Raw genomic sequence first — 17,177 nt, forward strand, 5'->3', positions numbered from 1 at the left:
AACCCACAGGCTCACGTTGCGTGCGTGTTCGCGTGCCCGCCTGTTCGCCAATCAGGGATGTCACAGGTCTTCGCATGTCTTTTCTTTCCAGTAACAGGCCCGCGCGTGGCGCACTGAAGTTGAAGACGCTGTCGTTCGCGATTGCCGCCGGCCTGCCGGCCTGGGCGATGGCCGAGGACACTGCGCAAACCTTCAACACCACGTTCCTGCAAGGCTCGCAGTCAACGGTCGACCTGCAGCAATTGCTCTCGGCCAACAGCGTGCTGCCGGGCAATTACCGCGTCGACCTGTACAGCAACGAAGTGCTGGTGGGCCGGCGCGACATCGACTTCAAGCGCAACCCGAAAAACGACCGGGTCGAAGCCTGCCTGACCCTCGATCTGCTCAAGCAGCTGGGCATCGACATGCACCGCCTCCAGGCCGAAGGCAAAATCGACCCGCAGCAGCCGCAGGAATGCTATGCCCTCGCCGAGATGATCGAGGAGGCCAGCGTGCGTTACGACAGCAGCCGCCTGCGCCTGATGGCGAGCATTCCGCAGGTGGCCATGCAGCGCGGCATGCGCGGTTACGTCGACCCGCAACTATGGGATGACGGCGTGCCCGCAGCGTTTATCAACTACCAGCTCAACAGCAGCCGCACCGCCGGCGACTACAAAACGCGCCTCTCCAATAACCTCGGCCTGCGCAACGGTATCAACCTGGGCGCGTGGCGCCTGCGCAATGAATCGAACTTGAGCGGCGGCACCGGGCGCTCGAACACTTACACCAGCAACCGTACTTACCTGCAGCACGACGTGACGGCGATCAAGGGCCAGTTCAGCGCCGGTGAGATTTTCTCCGACACCGACCTGTTCGACAGCGTGCGTTATCGCGGCCTCAAACTGGCCTCCGATGACGGCATGCGCGCCGACAGCGAGCGCGGTTATGCGCCGGTGATCCGTGGCGTGGCGCAGACCAACGCGACGGTGGAAATCCGCCAGAACGACTACATCCTCTACACCGCCAACGTCGCGCCGGGGCCGTTCGAGATCAACGACATCTACCCCAGCGGCTCCAACGGCGACCTGCAAATCACCGTGATCGAAGCCGACGGCACGCGCCGCGTGACGATGCAGGCGTTTTCCAGCCTGCCGATCATGGTGCGTGAAGGCCAGGTCAAGTACAGCCTCTCGGCGGGTACCTTCAAGAGCAACGCCGACGGCCTGGCGAGCCCGCGTTTTCTCAGCGGCACCCTGGCGTACGGCCTGACCAGCAACCTCAGCGGAATTGTCGGGTTGCAGGCCAGCGAGGACTACAACGCACTGTCCATTGGCGCCGGCAAGAACACCTCGTTCGGCGCCTTCTCGCTGGACACGACGCACTCCTCCAGCAAGGCGCAAGGGAAAACCACCCAGGGCAGCAGCGTGCGGGCGCTGTATGCAAAAACCTTCACCGGTACCGACACCAACTTCACCCTGGCCGCCTACCGTTACTCCACCGAGGGCTACCGCACCCTCAGCGACCATGTCGAAGACAACAGCCAGGACGTGCGTGTGCGCACCGGCCACTCTAAAACCCGCACCGACCTGACCATCAACCAGAGCATCGGGCGCAACAACGAATTTGGCAGCGTGTACGTGAATGCCAGTGACCAGCGCTACTGGAACCGCGGCGGCTCGCAGAGCTTTTCGGCCGGCTACACCAGCAACTGGGGCGACCTGAGCTACAACCTCGGCGTAACGCGCACCAAGCAGATCGTCACCTGGGGCCAGCCGAGCAGCGACACGCAATTGAACCTGTCGATTTCGTTCCCGCTGGGCAGCCAGGCCCGCGCGCCGCGCGCGTTTGTCACCAGCAGCCGGCAGCACGGCGACACCACCACGCAGGCGGGCATCAATGGCTACGTCGCCGATACCAGCGACACGTTTTATTCGGTGCAGGCCGGCCACAGCGACACCAGCGGGGATTCCGGCTCGGTGAACATCAACAGCCGGACGTCCGTGGCGGATGTGAGCCTGGGCTACAGCCAGGGCCAGGGTTACAACTCGCAGAACCTCAACCTCGCCGGCTCGGTGGTCGCTCACGCAGGCGGCATCAACCTGGGGCAGACGGTCAGTGAGACCTTCGCACTGGCCGAAGTGCCAGGCATCTCCGGCGCGAAGATCAGCAGCTACAGCGGCGTAGAGACCGGCTATAACGGCTATGCAGTGATCCCCAATGCCCAGCCTTACCGGGTGAACTGGGTCAGCCTGGACACCCGCGACCTGGGCGGCAATGTGGAAATCACCAACGCCACCCAACAAGTGGTGCCGCGCCGTGGCGCGATCGTGGTGGCGCACTACAGCGGCACCACCGGGCGCCGGGTGTTGTTCGAGTTGTTTGATGCGCAGCACAAGCCTCTGTCGTTCGGGGCTTCGCTGGAAGATTCGGCCGGCAAGCAACTGGCGATTGCAGACCCGAATGGCAATGCGCTGGCGTTGGTGGAAGAGGATCAGGGCACGCTGATCATCAAGTGGGGCGATCAGCAGTGCAGCGCAAGCTATGCGTTGGCGCCGCAGAACAAGGCGCTGAACTATGAGCGCCAGGCGTTGGTGTGTAGGCCTTGAAGGGGCAATCCACATCCTTGCTGTCTGATTCTCGAAGATCCAAATGTGGGAGCGGGCTTGCTCGCGAACGCAGTGTGTCAGTCACCAGATACATCAACTGACACTCCACCTTCGCGAGCAAGCCCGCTCCCACATTTCGGTTGAGGTACAGCTTAAGGTCAGCGTTTAGGCTAAGGTGCTGCCGATGCGCCCTCCTCTTCGAGACTTGCCCATGCGTAACCTGATTTTCGCCGGTGCCTGCCTGCTGGCCACAGCCCTCGCAGGCTGCCAGCAAACCCCACCGGCCAACGATCAACTCGACGCCGTGCTCTGGGCCCAGACCTCCATCGACATCATTTGAACCGTTCGTTTTTGCCCATTTCTCGGGCAATCCAAGCCGTAAACAGGGTCAGCGCAATTAAAAACGTTTCAATAGCTGCCAACCAACTAAGGGTGAACCAATAGTGTTTCGGCTGCCCCGCCAGCGTGTAAGTGATGGAAGGCCCGACGCGACTGAAGGACACCACTACACCTCGAATCAACCCATCAATAATCTGGTAGCCGGAAAGCCCTACAATAACGGTCAATAGCGCAGTGATGTACCAGAACGACCGGCTGTCTGAACGCTTCATAAAACTTCTCTTAATCTCCTAGATTGCGGGGGCAAATGAATCCGCCGCAAATTCTGGCGGCCGCATGTGCTGTCTATTTTGATGAAGACGCAGTATACGGGCACGTGGTGGGGGCTCAGGCTTTCACGTTCTGCCGGATGTTCCAGCCAAACTTCACCGGCCCACCGTCCTTGCCGCCGTCGGCTTTCTGCGGCTGGTAGCCGACATCGACGGTGGCGAAATTCAAGGCGAAACTGTCGTGCAGCACATCGGCGCCGTTTTCAGCACTCGTGCTGTAGGACACCACCATGACCTCCTTCAGAGTGATCACCAGATACTCCACCGGGCTCGCGCCTCCCGCCTTGCGCACCACCAGTTTCGCTTCCGGATAATGCTTGCCGCTGGCGCAGGCCATCATCAGGTTAGGGCTGGATTTATCCAGCGGCTTTGTCAGGTTCAAGTTGGCAATATTGACCTTGCCCGCACCGCCACCCGTGCCGCTGTGCATCGAACCCGACTGCGACATTCCCCACGCCCAGTGGGTAATATCGATCTCATCGCGATGGGCTTGATCCCTTGACTCACCCTTGATGTCGCCAAGCTTCAAAAACATATCGACGGCCATGTTTGCTCCCTGCCTTGGTGTGCGTTGGTAGTGACGTGGGGGCGCACTTTTCCTTAGCCCCCACGTTGCACGCAAGACGCCAAAGCGGGATAGAGACGCACCCCACTTGAATTGGCGAACCTTCCGACATTCATAGGTGCCTGCGGGTCTTTACGCTCTCGACTCCCGCAAAAACCAGGCGTTAAGGATGACTGCGTCCCTGTTGAAAGATGGTTTCCCCTCGGCTCACCGCACCACGCGTCAGCGGATTGAAAGCAGTATTGATGTGCGTCGGCTGTTTTTTGCCATTGATACCGACCCGGGGCTGATTGGCGCGGGCGTGGTGTACATCGATGAGGCGTTCAACGTGGTGACACTGCGTGAGTTTCAGGCGGTATGCAGCGTGGTGCCGAAGAAGCTGGTGCTGCGCGAGGCGCCTCGCTATGTCGGGCCTGCGGAGTTCAAGCGGATGCTGGAGCATGAGCCGCGGGAGTCAAAGTTAGTGGCGGAGGCGCTTGGCACGGCGGTGACGTGTGCGGGGGCAATACTGAGTTGGATAGTTGTGACGAGTGGAGTGATGTTGTTGCCCTTTACAGCGGGCACGAGTGCGGTGATTACATTTATCGGCCAGGCCGCCCTAGCTGCCAGCGTTACACAATGCATGGTCGGGCTAGGTCGAACCGGCGCCGAGGCGTTTGCTCCGCAACGCCTTGATCGGTTGGATAGCGAAGCCTGGTATCAGGCCGTCGACGCAACGCTGAATGCCATTGCATTACTGGGTGTTGCCACTTCCGCCTTGACCACGATCAAAACAGTAAACACAGCAACGAGAGTCACCGGCAAGCCGCTCAAACAAGTACTCAAAGGCCTGAACCGCCAAGAGCGAGCGAAACTGAATGATGAGCTGCTCAAGCTTCGTGACCCCCGATTGACGTCCAAACTGCTCAAGGTAAAACAAGCCAATGGGGTATTACCAAAACGAATCAGCGCCACACAAATGCAACTTTCTACCGTCAACCATATTAGAGATGCCTTCGCTGCAACCTTGGGTTTCGCTAGCAGCTCACTACCAGGAAACATCAGGACGCTGGCGATTGGTATCTACGAGGAAGCCAGCCAATGAGCAAGCGCGAAACATTAAAAGACCTTGGCGAATCCGCAATGGATGAAAAATGTAAAGATTGGAAATCTTTGCCTTCCGACGAACGCGCTTACGCATACTTCTACTTTGAAAACCCACGAAAGTACAGGAGACGCTATGCGCTAGTGATTGGAGCCGATCTACTTGCCGGCTGTTTCACGATTGCGATGACTGCCGTCCTATTGTTGGTGACCCTTCTCTCAGGACTTCCGGAAGACCTTGCAATCAAAATCTTCTTTTTCGGCAGTGTTGCGACAGGCCTTGTCCTCTTTTTTTCCAAGGCTCAAGTCACCTATGGTCGAATCCGCTTGGTATGGGTCAGTGTCGGCATTTACGTAATCTGCTTACTGATATCGCTGCCCACGATAGCGTACCGTCCGCCGCCTTTTCTCTACGCCATATCCCTGCTTAGCCCGCTGACCGGCCTATTGATCCTCAACAGCCACCGCTACCGCGAACTCCGTCACAAGATGGTAGAAATCCGCCATAAACGCGAAGCCGTCATCGCGACCCTGAAAAAACAGGGTCGCTGGAAATGGTGGTAATCCCCTATCCGACTGCCTGCAACACCTCAGGCGCAGGCTCAGCGCGCGCCGCGGTGTGCCGATTTACCGGCACCGGTAAGCCCAAGTGCCCGCGCAAGGTGCTGTGGCTGTACTCACTGCGAAACAACCCGCGATCACGCAACAACGGCAGCACTTGATCGGTGAAGCGCGCGAAGTCGTCCGGCGCGCCCACGTGGATATTGAAACCGTCCACCGCCTCTTCGACAAACCAGCGTTCGATCTCGTCCGCCACGGTCTTGGGTGAGCCGACAAAACTGGAGAACGGCTTGGCGAAGCGCAGCGCCGCCTGGCGCAAGGTCAGCCCTTGATCGCGGGCGACTTGCTTGATGTTCTCGGCATGCCCGCGATAGCCATTGCTGCCCAGGTCAGGGAACGGCTCATCCAGCGCGTACTGCGTGAAGTCGTGGTAGTTGACCGGCCGACCCAGTTGCACCAGCGCCTTGTGCAAGTCCAGCTCGCCGTTGCGTTCACGGTCGATGGCCTGGGCCTGTTCGTCGGTGTCGGCAATAATCGGCGAGATGCCGGGCAGGATGGTCACGTGGTCGGGGTTGCGCCCGGCGGCGGCAGTACGTTGTTTGATGTCGCGGTAGTAAGCCTGGGCGTCTTCAAAATTGCCCACGCCGGCGAAAATCCCTTCGGCGTAGTTCGCCGCCAGGCTGCGCCCGGACTCGGAGATCCCGGCCTGGAAGATCACCGGTTGGCCTTGGGCCGAACGGGCAATATTCAGCGGCCCGGTGACTGAGAAAAACTCACCGTGGTGGTCCAGGCGATGCTGACGTTGGGGGTCGAGGAATACCTTGCTGGCTTTGTCGCGCACGAAGGCATCGTCCTCGTAGGAATCCCACAGCCCTTGCACCACTTCCAAGTGCTCAGCCGCGCGGCGATAGCGCTCGGTGTGGTCGATATGCTGCTCACGGCCAAAGTTGCCGGCGGCGCCTTCCAGGCCGGTGGTCACCACGTTCCAGCCGGCGCGGCCGCCACTGATCAAGTCCAGGGAGGCGAACTGCCGCGCCACGTTGAAGGGTTCGGTGTAGGACGTGGTCAGGGTGGCGACCAAGCCGATTTTCGAGGTCGCACCGGCCACCGCCGAGAGCAGGGTCAGCGGCTCCAGGCGGTTGAGAAAGTGCGGCGCCGAATCCTGGGTGATGTAGGGGCTGTCGACGATGAACACCAGGTCGAACTTCGCCGCTTCGGCCTGCTGCGCCTGGGCGCGATACCAGTCGATGTCGACACTGGCATCGCCGGGGATTTGCGGGTGCAGCCATTCGTTTTGCGCCGTGCCGACGCCAGTGAGAATGGCGCCGAACTTGAGTTGCCGGGGGAATGTGGACATTTTGATGCTCCTCCGTGGATAAACATGAATCACTGTGGCCAGCGCGCTTGTTGTGGCGAGCGGGCTTGCCCCGCGTTGGGCTGCGCAGCAGCCCCAAAACCTGACGACGCGGTTTACCCGTTATACCGCGGCGGTTGGATTGGGAGCGCTTCGCACTCCAACGCGGGGCAAGCCCGCTCGCCACAGTAAGCCCGCTTGCCACAACAGCCCCGCGCGCCACAACAAGCCAGCTCACTTCAAATCAAAGGGTACGGGCCGCGATGGCTTCGACTTCCACCAACGCCCCCGGCAAGGGCAACGCCACCACTTGCAACGCCGTACGCGCTGGTTTGTTCGGCTGCTCTGGCGTGCCGAAGAACTGCGTATAACCACGCTGCAACCCGGCGAAATCCAGTTTGCCACCGGTTTCTTCAGCGCCGACCAGAAACACCCGCAACTGCACGATATCGCCCAGGTCCAGGTCTTGTTGTTGAAGGATCTTGCGCAGCTTGTTGAACACCGACACCGTCTGCACTTCGGTGCTGCCGTACGCGGCTGGCGTGCCTGCCGGTGCCTGCGCGTCGGCAAGATCCGGCAAAGTGCCGCTGACGAAAATCAGGCTGGCAGACGCCGGCACAGTCACGGTTTGCGAGATTGGAAAATCACCGACGCTGGTACGTTGAATGCTGTCGCTCATGAGGATGCTCCTTAAGACGCGGCCAATGCCGCACGCTGTGTTTGTTGCGTCACGCGGTCAGCCAGTTGCGCAACCACATGGCGCGCCGAGTTGGCCGCCGATTCCTGCCAGATGCCCACGCCGCTTTGCACCAGACCGTCTCCGGCGAAATACACGCGGCCATGGGCCTGTTCGAGCAAGGCACTGGCGTCGGCGGGGAAGTGTTCGCGTTGCAGCCACGGGCCTTCGCTGTAGGGAATCTGTTCCCAGGACACGGCCAGCGGGTTGCGCAGGTGTTTGGCGTAACCCGCATGCAACAGCTCCACGGCCTCCCTGGAGGTGGCGTACTGCTTATCGAACGGCTGCGCGCCAAACACGTCGGCGCCCTCCCCGGTCACGTATCCGGCCACCAGCAAGCCTTCGCGCGTGTTGAGGTCGTTGCTCGGGTACCAGAGCAGGCGCGCCGGGTGTTCGATCCAGGACAGGCCGCCGTAGGTGCGGTAGTCGGTTTCCCAGAAGCGCGGCGATTGCCACGCCACTTTGGTGGCCTGGTCGCTGCGGGTGCTGAGCAACGCGGATTTGATCGGGTCGCTGAAATCGGTGTCGAGTTTGGCCAGCAGCGGCAGCGGTAAGGTCGAGACCAGGTAATCAGCGCGCACCACCTGTTCGCGGCCGCTGTGTGTGTCGTGGTAAGTCACTGCCACGCCATGTTCCAGCTGGCGGACCTGCCTGACCTGAGCGCCCAATTGCACGTGTTCGCTGACGCGTTGGTAGAAAGCGTCGGTGATGCGGTCCATGCCGCCGACCGGCTGGAACATGGTTGCCGAAAACTCAGGGAACTCAGTGTGTAATAACGCGCCCCACAGTTCGGGGTGCAGCAAGCGGTCCAGCGCCAGCGGGCTGCGGCTGGCGGGCAATGCGCCGGGATGCGCGGGTGATTCCAGGTGACCGGCGCGCAGGCTGCCCTCATAGGCCAGTTCTTGCGACAGATCGCCGTAGACCTGCAAGAAGGCCAGCAAGCGCGTGCGCTCTTCGCCGCTCAACACGTCATCGAGTGCATCACGCTGCACGGCCTTGGCCAGCAAGCCGGACAAGTGCCCACGCGCATCGTTGATCGCCTGGCCAACGGTGAATGCCGGCTGTTGCAGGTCCGGGCGCACCTGCGCGCCATGGCTGCTGTTGACCAGCACTTCCAGCGGCACGCCCAGCTCGCTGCAGTAATCCAGAATCGTACGGTGCTGGCTGGGAATCCTGGCCGGGCCGGCGTTGAAATACAGGCTCTGATCAAATGCCACGGTTTGCGTGCGGCCGTCCTTGTAGTCCACGCGGTCGCCATGGCGCAGGGTCCAGGTGCGCCCGCCGACGCGATCGCGCGCTTCCAGCACTTGCACACTGAACCCGGCGCGGGTCAGTTCCAACGCACTGACCAGCCCGGCAATCCCCGCGCCCAGCACCAGCACGCGGGTGCCCTGCCCCAGGCCGGGCTTGAGTTTCAGCGGCTGCGGGCGTCGGTGCGACGACGGCCCCAGCCCCAATACCGCCAGTGCATCCTTGACGGCCGGCTCACCGCCTACCGCGGCAATGCTCGACAGCGCTTCACGTCGTGTCAGTCCCATGATCGATGCTCCTAGTCCGGCAGGCCCGGTGGGTTGATCAGCGACTTATCGACGCGCTCGATGTCCAGGCCCCAACGTTGCAGCACCTGTTCGTATTGGCCGCCGGCAATCGCGCCTTCAAGCGCCGTATGAATCGGCTGGACCAGGCCGTTGTCCTTGCGTGTGGTCACGGCGATATCCGCTTTCAGCGGCCAGCCACCATTGACCGTGCCGACAAGCTTGATGCCGCCGGTGATGGCCGCCGAATAGGCGTACACCGAGTTAGGCCCGAACAGCGCATCGCTGCGCCCCGATTGCACCGCCAGCTGCGCGGCGGCCTGGTCGTCGAAGTACTGCAACAGCGCAGGCTTGATGCCGGCCTTTTCATTCGCCTCGTTCCACGCCAGCAGGACTTTTTCCTGGTTGGTGCCGGAGCCGACAATGATCTTCAGCCCGGCAATGTCCGCGGCCTGCTTGATCGCGGTGATCTTGCTGGTGCTCTTGACGTAAAACCCCAGCACATCCTGGCGATACGTGGCGAAGTCAAAACGCTTCTTGCGCGCTTCGGTCACGGTGACGTTGCTGATCACCGCGTCGTATTTGCCTGAGCTGACGCCCAGCGGCCAATCCTCCCAACTGGTCTGCACCACGTTGAGTTGCAGGCCAAGGCTGTCGGCGATCAGCTGCGCGGTGTCGGCCTCGCTGCCGATGGTGGTCTTGTCGTCATTGGCCAGCAGCGCCAGCGGTGGCCCGGCCACGCCGGACACAGCCACGGTGAACTTGCCCGGCTGGGCAAACTTGAAGCCCGGCGGAATCTGCGCAATGGCTGCTTCGTTGCGCGGCACATGAATGCGCACGCGGTCGGGGCTGAGGTCGACCTGTTGCACGGCAAAAGCGCTTTGCGCGGTGCTGACGGCGAGCGCCAGCAGGGCCACGCGGGCGGTATGGATGAACATGGCAGTCACTCCTTGAACTAAAGCACCTTGCCGAGAAAGGCCACGGTGCGGGGATGTCGGGGTTGGCGGAAAATCTGTTCGGGCGGGCCCTCTTCGATCAGTTGGCCGTCGCATAGGAACACCACGTGGTCGGCCACCTCACGGGCGAAACCGATCTCGTGGGTGACGATCACCAGGGTCACGCCCAGTTGGGTCAGGCCCTTGATCACATCGAGCACCTCGCCCACCAGTTCCGGGTCGAGGGCTGAAGTAGGTTCGTCAAACAGCAGCACCTTGGGGTCCAGCGCCAGGGCACGGGCGATGGCCACGCGCTGTTGCTGACCACCGGAGAGCTGGCGCGGGTAGGCATCGACCTTGTCCGCCAGGCCAACCTTGGCCAGCAACTCGGCGGCCTTGAAGTGGGCTTCGGCCTTACGCCAGCGTTTGTGGGCCAGCGGCGCTTCGGCGATGTTTTCCCAGGCGGTGAGGTGCGGGAACAGGTTGAAGTTCTGGAACACAAAACCCACGTCGATGCGCCGCTTGAGAATCTCGCGCTCTTTCAATTCGTAGAGCAGGTCACCCTTGCGCCGATAGCCGACGTATTCACCGTCGATGGTGATGTGCCCGCTGTCGATCTTTTCCAGGTGGTTGATGGTGCGCAGCAAGGTGGATTTGCCCGAACCGGACGGCCCGAGAATCACCGTGACCTTGCCCGGGTCGATGGTCAGGTCGATGTCGTTGAGCACCTGCTGGTTGCCAAAGCGCTTGCCCACGCCCTGGATCTGGATGCGCCCGGCGCGTGCTTCACTCATGGGTTTTCTCCTTGAGCCAGCGGCGGATGCGTTGCAGCGGCGTCGGTGGCAGCACGCGCGCGGTGCCACGCGCAAAGTGGCGCTCGACGTAGTACTGGGCGCTGGTCAGCACAGTGGTGATGATCAGGTACCACACGGTGGCCACGATCAGCAGCGGAATCACTGCCTGGGTGCGGTTGTAGATGACCTGCACGGTGTAGAACAGCTCCGGCAAGGCCAGCACGTAGACGATGGACGTGCCCTTGACCAGGCCGATGATTTCGTTGAAACCCGAGGGCAGAATCGAGCGCAAGGCCTGGGGCAGGATGATGCGGAAGATACGCCGCGAGGCCGGCAAGCCCAAGGCCGCCGCCGCTTCATGCTGGCCGGCGTCCACGCCGATCAGGCCGCCGCGAATGATCTCTGCCGCGTAGGCCGCTTGCATCAGGCTCAGGCCCAACACCGCCACGGTGAATTGACTGAGCACATCCACCGTCGACCATTCGGCGAACACCACGCCGGTGAACGGCACGCCGAGCACGATGTGGTCATACAGGTAGGCAAAGTTGTAGAGGATGATCAGCACCAGCAGCGCCGGCATCGAGCGGAAAAACCAGATGTAGCCCCAGGCCAACGCCGCCAGCAGCGGCGAGCCCGACAGCCGCGCCAGGGCCAAGGCAGTGCCGAGGATGATGCTGAACACGGTGCTGAGCAATGTCAGCAACAGCGTCTGGCCCAGGCCACGCAGCACCGACGGCGAAAAGAACCACTGGCCGAACACGCCCCACTCCCAGCGCGGGTTGGTGGCCAGCGAATGCACGATGCCCAGCAGCACCAGCGCGGCGAAAATCGACCCGGCCCAGCGCCACGGGTGCCGGGCCGGCACCACGTGCAAGGCTTTGATCGGCGTTGCGACACGCGCCTGGCGAACCGGGTAGTCGGCGACCTCATCGATCAGGTCATAGGTTTTGGCGACAATGGGCATGGTCTATTCCTCGCGAGTTGCGGCCTTAGAAGGCGTAAGTCAGCCGGGTGTAGTAGTACCCGCCGGTAAAACCGTAGGGCGAATACGTGCCGTAGCTGGCGAGCATGGTGCTGCTCGGCACGCCTTGTTTTTTGGGGTATTGGTCGAACAGGTTCTTGGCGCCGACGGCGACGTTCAGGTCTTTGGTGAGGTTGTAGCCAAGGTCGAGGTCGGTGATCCACTTGGCGCTGTAGACCCGGTCGAGGCTGCGGTCGGCGGAAACGTTGACCTCTTTGTACGAGCCGTAACGGGTCAGGGCCAGGTTGAGGTTGAAGCGGTCGATGCTCCAGTCACCGCCCAGGATCAGCTTGGTCTTGGGCTGCACATCGGTAATCAGGCCGCGGGCCTGGCGGTCCATCAGGTCATAGGAGGTGCCGAGGATGTCGGTGGACGCCTTGTAGTTGAGGATCTTGGTCTGGTTCCAGTTGAACGCGGCCGTCCACTTCAGCGAGCCGTACGGGCCGATGTCCTGGTTGTAGTTGCTGACCAGGTCCACGCCTTTGGTGCGGGTGTCGGCGCCGTTGATGAAGTACTGGCCGCCGGAGGTGGAGTTGATGCCGTTGTTCTGCAAGACCTGGGTGACTTCCGGGCCCAGCAGGGTTCCGGTCAGGGTGATGCGGTCACGCAGGTTGATCACGTAGGCGTCGGCGGTGAAGTTCAAGCGGTCGGTGGGCGTGAGGGTGAAACCGAGGCTGAAGTTGGTCGAGCGCTCGGGTTTCAAGCCCTCGGCGCCCAAGGCCTTGGCCGCCGCCGACCCCACGGGCAACACGCCGTAGTTGATCGATTGATACACGCCGTCAACCACGCCATAGGTCGTGGAGCGCGCGCTGAACAGGCTGTTGGCCAGGGACGGCGCGCGAAAACCATTGCTGACCGTGGCGCGCACGGCGAACTGCGGGGTGAAATCGTAGCGCGTGGTCAGCTTGCCGCTGCGGGTTGCGCCGACGCCTTCGTTGTAATGCTCATAGCGCAACGCGGTGCCCACGTACCAGTCCGGCAGCGGGTTGAAGCCCACATCGACATAGCTGGCGAGGCTGTTGCGCGAGGCGCTGCTCTCTTCCGCCGGTGAAATGCCGTTGGTGACCTGCGCCCCGGACGACGCGCAATTGCCCGGCGCCACGCAGTAACCGCCATTGGCATAGGACGCGTAGTCACCGGCCTGCACCTCATAGGTGTCGCGCCGATGCTCGAAGCCGTAAGACAGGTCCAGCGGCTTTTGCAGGCCAATGTCGAAGCCGCGCTTGAAGTCGAGGTTGGTGGTCAGCTCGGTGGAAATCCAGGTGCCGGAGGTGAAGCTGTTGGGCGTGTACTCGCCCAGCGACGGGTTCTGGTTGTGGGTGGTGCCCTGCTCCGCTTCGTTGCGCCCGTAGGTGGTGGACAGGTCCCAGTCCCACGCGCCGACCGTGCCCTTGCCGCCGAACGCGGCCTGGAAATCATCCTCGTCGATGTACCAGGTCGGCGTGTAGCCGGCCGGGTAGCCATTGGGCCCGGTGGTGATGGTGTTGGTGATGGTCGGCAAGCGGAAGTTCTGGCCTTGCTCGGCCTTGCGCCGCGAGTAGGTGGTGAAGGAATACAGGCTCAAACTGTCATCAATCGGCAGCTCGGCGTTGTAGCCCAGGGTCAGCAGGTTGGTCTTGGGCGTGCCGTAGCCGCCATAAGTGGACTTGCCCGCCAGGCCATAGGCTTGCTCGTAGGTGTAACCGTTGGCGCTGGCCTTGTTGTCGTCATTCTGGCTGCGTGCGTCCAGGGCCAACTGCACGATGCCGCCGTTGCCGATTTCGAAACCCTTGTTGAGGCTTTGCTGCACGGTCTGTTTCTTGCCGTCGTAGCCCTGGCCGATGTTGGTCACAGCGGTGCCGCTGGTGTCGGCCTTGAGGATCACGTTGATCACCCCGGCAATGGCGTCCGAGCCGTATTGGGCGGCAGCGCCGTCGCGCAGCACTTCAACGTGGTCGATGGCGCTGATCGGGATCAGGTCCAAGTCAGCCGGCGCCGCGCCGGTGTTGATGCCGTTGATGTTCAGGGTGGCGCTGGTGTGACGGCGCTTGCCGTTGACCAGCACCAGCACTTCGGCGGCACTCAGGCCGCGCAGGTTCGGGGCGCGGGCAATACCGCTGGCGTCCCAACCGGTTTTTTCCGGCAGGGTCAGCGACGGGATCACCGCGCTCAAGGCTTCCATCAAACCGGGCTTGCCGGTGCTTTGCAGTTGCTTGGCGCTGACGACATCGATTGGCACCGGGCTGCTGGTGACGGTGCGCTGCTCGGCGCCACGGTTGCCGGTGACCACCACGGTGGACAGGGTGCTGTCGTCCTGGGCCTGAGCTGCACTCGCCAGCAGGGCCAGCGCCAGGGCGGTGGTGGGGTGTAAAACGTGCTTCATGGCCACTCCAGACTTTCCAGATCGCGAAGTCGGGCGCTCGCGCGGTCGGGCGCGGTGCTCGGATTTTTCGAGGGTGTTTCGGCGATTGGAAACTAGGTGTGGGGCGAGCGAGGGGTTTGAATGGGCAACATACGTTGAACTCCGTTCCAACGATTCTGCCGCAGGGTCTTTACCCGGTTATGGCGCGCAGAATCTGAATCACGCTGGGTACCATCCGAGGTCAGGGGTAGGCTGTTGCGATCAAACATAACGGAATGGATTTTAAAAATATAATGCTATTTAGGCATAAGCTAATATTCTCCAATTTCATTATTTATTAATAATTTTATTCGCATTGGTAATATTTTATTGAGATCAGGCGCGGGTTGCCAGCGTGGTTTAACTGAGCACCCAGGATCAAAATCTACAGCTCGGCGGGCTGACAGCCGACCTGATCCTGGAGGCTGCACTCAATCAAATGTGTGAGCTGGCTTGCCTGCGATGCAGACAACTCGGTGTATCAGGCATACCCGGTTGATGCCATCGCGGGCAAGCCCGCTCCCACATTTGGATCTCTGTGCATCAGATAGATGTGTTGCTGTGCTTTTGCTTCTACCACTCAGGTCGGCTACCAGGCCGCCGTGCTCTGCTTTTCCAAAGCCAGCGTGAGGGCACACCGAGCCCAGGCGAGGTGCCGAGTGATGGGGCGAGGACCTTTTGGTTACTTTTGGGTCCGTACAGGTCCTTCCAAAAGTGACCCGCTGTAAGAGCGGAACCCATAGCGGCCGTTACCGCAGCAACGGATATCTACACGAGCTACCGCCATCTCAGGCGACCCAACTCCCACATTTTCCACCCCATTGCTTCACTTCATCTCGCCGGCCGCAGCAACTGCATCTGCTGGCGATAATCATCCGTCACCTGCCGCGCCTGGCTGCTGCTGGTAATCACCCGAGGCGTAATCAACACAATCAACTCCGTGCGATCCTTGGACTTGCTGGTGTTACCAAACAACCACCGCAACCCGGGAATCTTGCCCAGATACGGCACAGCACTGACACTCTGCGCGTTGTCCTGCTTGATCAACCCGCCCAGCAACACCGTCTGCCCACTTTGCACCGCGACCTGCGTCGACACCGACCGCGTCGATATCCGCGGATTCACCGGCGTATCACTGGTACCACTCTGAGTTTCGGCATCACTGACCTGCTGCTGAATATCCATGTACACCAACCCGCCCGGATTAATGCGCGGCACCACATCCAGAATCACCCCGGTCTGCACGTACTCGACGCTGCTCAAGGTGGAATCGGCGTTGCCGGTATTCACCGTGGTCTGACTGATAGGAATGTTATCCCCCACCTGAATTTGCGCCGGCTGGTTATTCATCACCACCAGCGACGGCGCCGACAGCACCTGAGTGCGCCCATTGGTCTCCAACGCATGCAACGCCACCTGCAAATTGGTACTGACAAACGAATAAAACAACGAATCCGACGCCCCCAGCCCCGCGCCGCCGCCCCCGAGCGCCCCCTGGCTGCCCGAGGCATTCGCCACCGTATTACTTCCCGAATTCCCCGCCAGGCGCCCCAGATACCACTGCACCCCAAGGTCCAGTTCCCCGGTCAACTTGACCTCAAGAATGCGCGTCTCGATCTGCACCTGAAGCGGCGGATTATCGAGGCGTTTGATCGCCGCTTCGATCTCCTTCCACTGCGCCGGACGCGTGCGCACCAGCAGTTGGTTACTGCTCTTCTGCGCAGTAATCCGAGTACCGGCTTCAAGACTTTTATCCGCCGCAGGCGCAGCAACGTCCGGTGCTTGCTCAGGCTCCTCGGCAGGCGGCGGCGCATCTTGCAACCCGCCGGAATTGCTGTTGAGCGACGACAACGTCGCCGTGCGCAACCCCGGCGCAACCTTCGCCGGCGCGTCGTCCTTGATCGCGTCATTGCCGTAGATCTGGCGCAGGTACCTGGCCAGGTCCGAAGCCTTCATATTGCGCACATCGTAGACATACATCTGCGGCTCGTTACCGCCGCCCTCGTCGATGGTGCGGATCCAGTCACCCACCTCGCTGAGGTACTGCGGCTGTGAAGAAATCGCCACCACCGAATTGGTGCGCTCAATCGGCAAAAACCGCAGCATGCCCGCCAACGGCATGCCACTGTCCGGGCCGAACATGGCTTGCAGCTCGGGCATCAACTCGGCCACTGACGCGCGTTGCAGGCCGAACACGCCCACCGACATGCCCTTGAGCCAGTCCACATCAAAGGTGTCGATGGTCTCCTGATAGTTGGCCAGTTCCTCCGCGGTGCCGGCCAGGCTGAGGATGTTGCGCGCCGGGTCCACCAGCAAAAACGCGTTCTCGCGGGCAAACGGCTTGAGCAGCTTTTGCATCTCGGTGGCGGAGATATACCGCAGTGGGAACAACCGCGCAGAGAGGCCGCTGGACGGCGCCGCCACGTGCATTTGCGGCACCAGCTTGCCGGCCACGGCTTGGTCGGCGGGCAGGATCACATAGCGCTGGCCCTGGCGGATCATCGCGTTGTCGGTCCAGGACAGCAGGGTTTCCAGAATCGACAACGCCTGCTGCTTGTCCACCGGTTTGGAGGTGGAGAAGCTGACGTTGCCCTTCACGCCCTGGGCGATGCTGTAGTTTTCGTGCAGCAGGTCGCCCATCACGCTGTTGATCACCGCTTCGATGGGCTGGTCGGCGAAGTTGAACACGATGTCGCCGCCCTGCTCCTTCGCGCTCGGTGATGCGGTGGGCGGGCGCACGAATTGCTGGTTGCCACGGATCACCTGGCGCTGTGGCGCTGACCTGGCTGCAAGCGGTGGGCTTTCAGGCGCAGGCGCCGCAGTCGGCGGCCGTTGTGAACCGGTGCCCTGCATGGCTTCGTGCAGCAGCTCGTCGTCCGCGTCGGGGCGGTCGGGGAAGGCGCCACAGCCGCCCAGTGCGAGGGCGGTGGCCAGGCAAAATGTTGAAGTGCGCATGTCGA

General features: G+C 61.6%; 13 protein-coding genes and 1 pseudogene. 4 read left to right on the top strand and 10 right to left on the bottom strand.

Annotation, left to right across the window (positions count from 1 at the left end):
* Positions 1-74: 74 nt before the first annotated feature.
* Entirely contained in the window at positions 75-2,585 is a 2,511-nt protein-coding gene (locus NTD89_RS25120) for a fimbria/pilus outer membrane usher protein (protein WP_262210273.1), read from the top strand.
* Positions 2,586-2,796: 211 nt separating this feature from the next.
* A pseudogene (locus NTD89_RS25125) lies at positions 2,797-2,916 on the top strand (acid phosphatase); the annotation flags it as partial.
* Between the two features lies 1 nt (position 2,917).
* Here NTD89_RS25125 and NTD89_RS25130 read toward each other — a convergent pair.
* Positions 2,918-3,196: a hypothetical protein gene (locus NTD89_RS25130; RefSeq protein ID WP_262210275.1), complete on the bottom strand. Its 279-nt coding sequence runs from the start codon at positions 3,194-3,196 to the stop codon at positions 2,918-2,920.
* A 115-nt stretch (positions 3,197-3,311) separates the two neighbouring features.
* Positions 3,312-3,800: an Hcp family type VI secretion system effector gene (locus NTD89_RS25135; RefSeq protein ID WP_262210276.1), complete on the bottom strand. Its 489-nt coding sequence runs from the start codon at positions 3,798-3,800 to the stop codon at positions 3,312-3,314.
* A 187-nt stretch (positions 3,801-3,987) separates the two neighbouring features.
* On the opposite strand from NTD89_RS25135, the gene NTD89_RS25140 reads away from it, so the two are divergent.
* Both NTD89_RS25140 and NTD89_RS25145 read left to right on the top strand, forming a co-directional pair.
* A complete protein-coding gene (locus NTD89_RS25140) occupies positions 3,988-4,902 on the top strand; it encodes an NAD synthetase (protein WP_262210277.1) in 915 nt (304 codons plus the stop codon).
* Complete coding sequence (locus tag NTD89_RS25145; protein WP_262210278.1) at positions 4,899-5,465, top strand: hypothetical protein; 567 nt, start codon at positions 4,899-4,901, stop codon at positions 5,463-5,465. The genes NTD89_RS25140 and NTD89_RS25145 overlap by 4 nt, the downstream gene beginning before the upstream one ends.
* A 4-nt stretch (positions 5,466-5,469) precedes the next feature.
* On the opposite strand, the gene NTD89_RS25150 is transcribed toward NTD89_RS25145, so the two are convergent.
* The 8 genes from NTD89_RS25150 to gspD all read right to left on the bottom strand — a co-directional run bounded on the left by NTD89_RS25150 (position 5,470) and on the right by gspD (position 17,172).
* Complete coding sequence (locus NTD89_RS25150) at positions 5,470-6,819, bottom strand: LLM class flavin-dependent oxidoreductase (RefSeq protein ID WP_262210280.1); 1,350 nt, start codon at positions 6,817-6,819, stop codon at positions 5,470-5,472.
* A gap of 241 nt (positions 6,820-7,060) precedes the next feature.
* Positions 7,061-7,495 (bottom strand): RidA family protein, encoded by a 435-nt coding sequence (locus NTD89_RS25155; protein ID WP_145165915.1) that lies wholly within the window; start codon positions 7,493-7,495, stop codon positions 7,061-7,063.
* An 11-nt stretch (positions 7,496-7,506) separates the two neighbouring features.
* Positions 7,507-9,090, bottom strand: a complete 1,584-nt coding sequence (locus NTD89_RS25160; protein ID WP_262210281.1) for a flavin monoamine oxidase family protein — start codon at positions 9,088-9,090, stop codon at positions 7,507-7,509.
* Between the two features lie 11 nt (positions 9,091-9,101).
* A complete protein-coding gene (locus NTD89_RS25165) occupies positions 9,102-10,025 on the bottom strand; it encodes an ABC transporter substrate-binding protein (RefSeq protein ID WP_262210282.1) in 924 nt (307 codons plus the stop codon).
* Between the two features lie 17 nt (positions 10,026-10,042).
* Entirely contained in the window at positions 10,043-10,816 is a 774-nt protein-coding gene (locus NTD89_RS25170; protein WP_262210284.1) for an amino acid ABC transporter ATP-binding protein, read from the bottom strand.
* On the bottom strand, positions 10,809-11,780 hold the full coding sequence (locus NTD89_RS25175; protein WP_262210286.1) for an amino acid ABC transporter permease: 972 nt from the start codon (positions 11,778-11,780) through the stop codon (positions 10,809-10,811). The genes NTD89_RS25170 and NTD89_RS25175 overlap by 8 nt, the downstream gene beginning before the upstream one ends.
* Before the next feature lie 25 nt (positions 11,781-11,805).
* Positions 11,806-14,199 carry a TonB-dependent receptor plug domain-containing protein gene (locus NTD89_RS25180; RefSeq protein ID WP_262210288.1) on the bottom strand — a complete coding sequence of 798 codons (2,394 nt, stop codon included), beginning with the start codon at positions 14,197-14,199 and terminating at the stop codon, positions 11,806-11,808.
* Between the two features lie 849 nt (positions 14,200-15,048).
* A complete protein-coding gene (gene gspD, locus NTD89_RS25185; protein WP_262210290.1) occupies positions 15,049-17,172 on the bottom strand; it encodes a type II secretion system secretin GspD in 2,124 nt (707 codons plus the stop codon).
* Positions 17,173-17,177: the final 5 nt, after the last annotated feature.

It is taken from the genome of Pseudomonas sp. 14P_5.3_Bac1, from assembly GCF_025466135.1.
In the GTDB taxonomy this organism is placed as follows: domain Bacteria; phylum Pseudomonadota; class Gammaproteobacteria; order Pseudomonadales; family Pseudomonadaceae; genus Aquipseudomonas.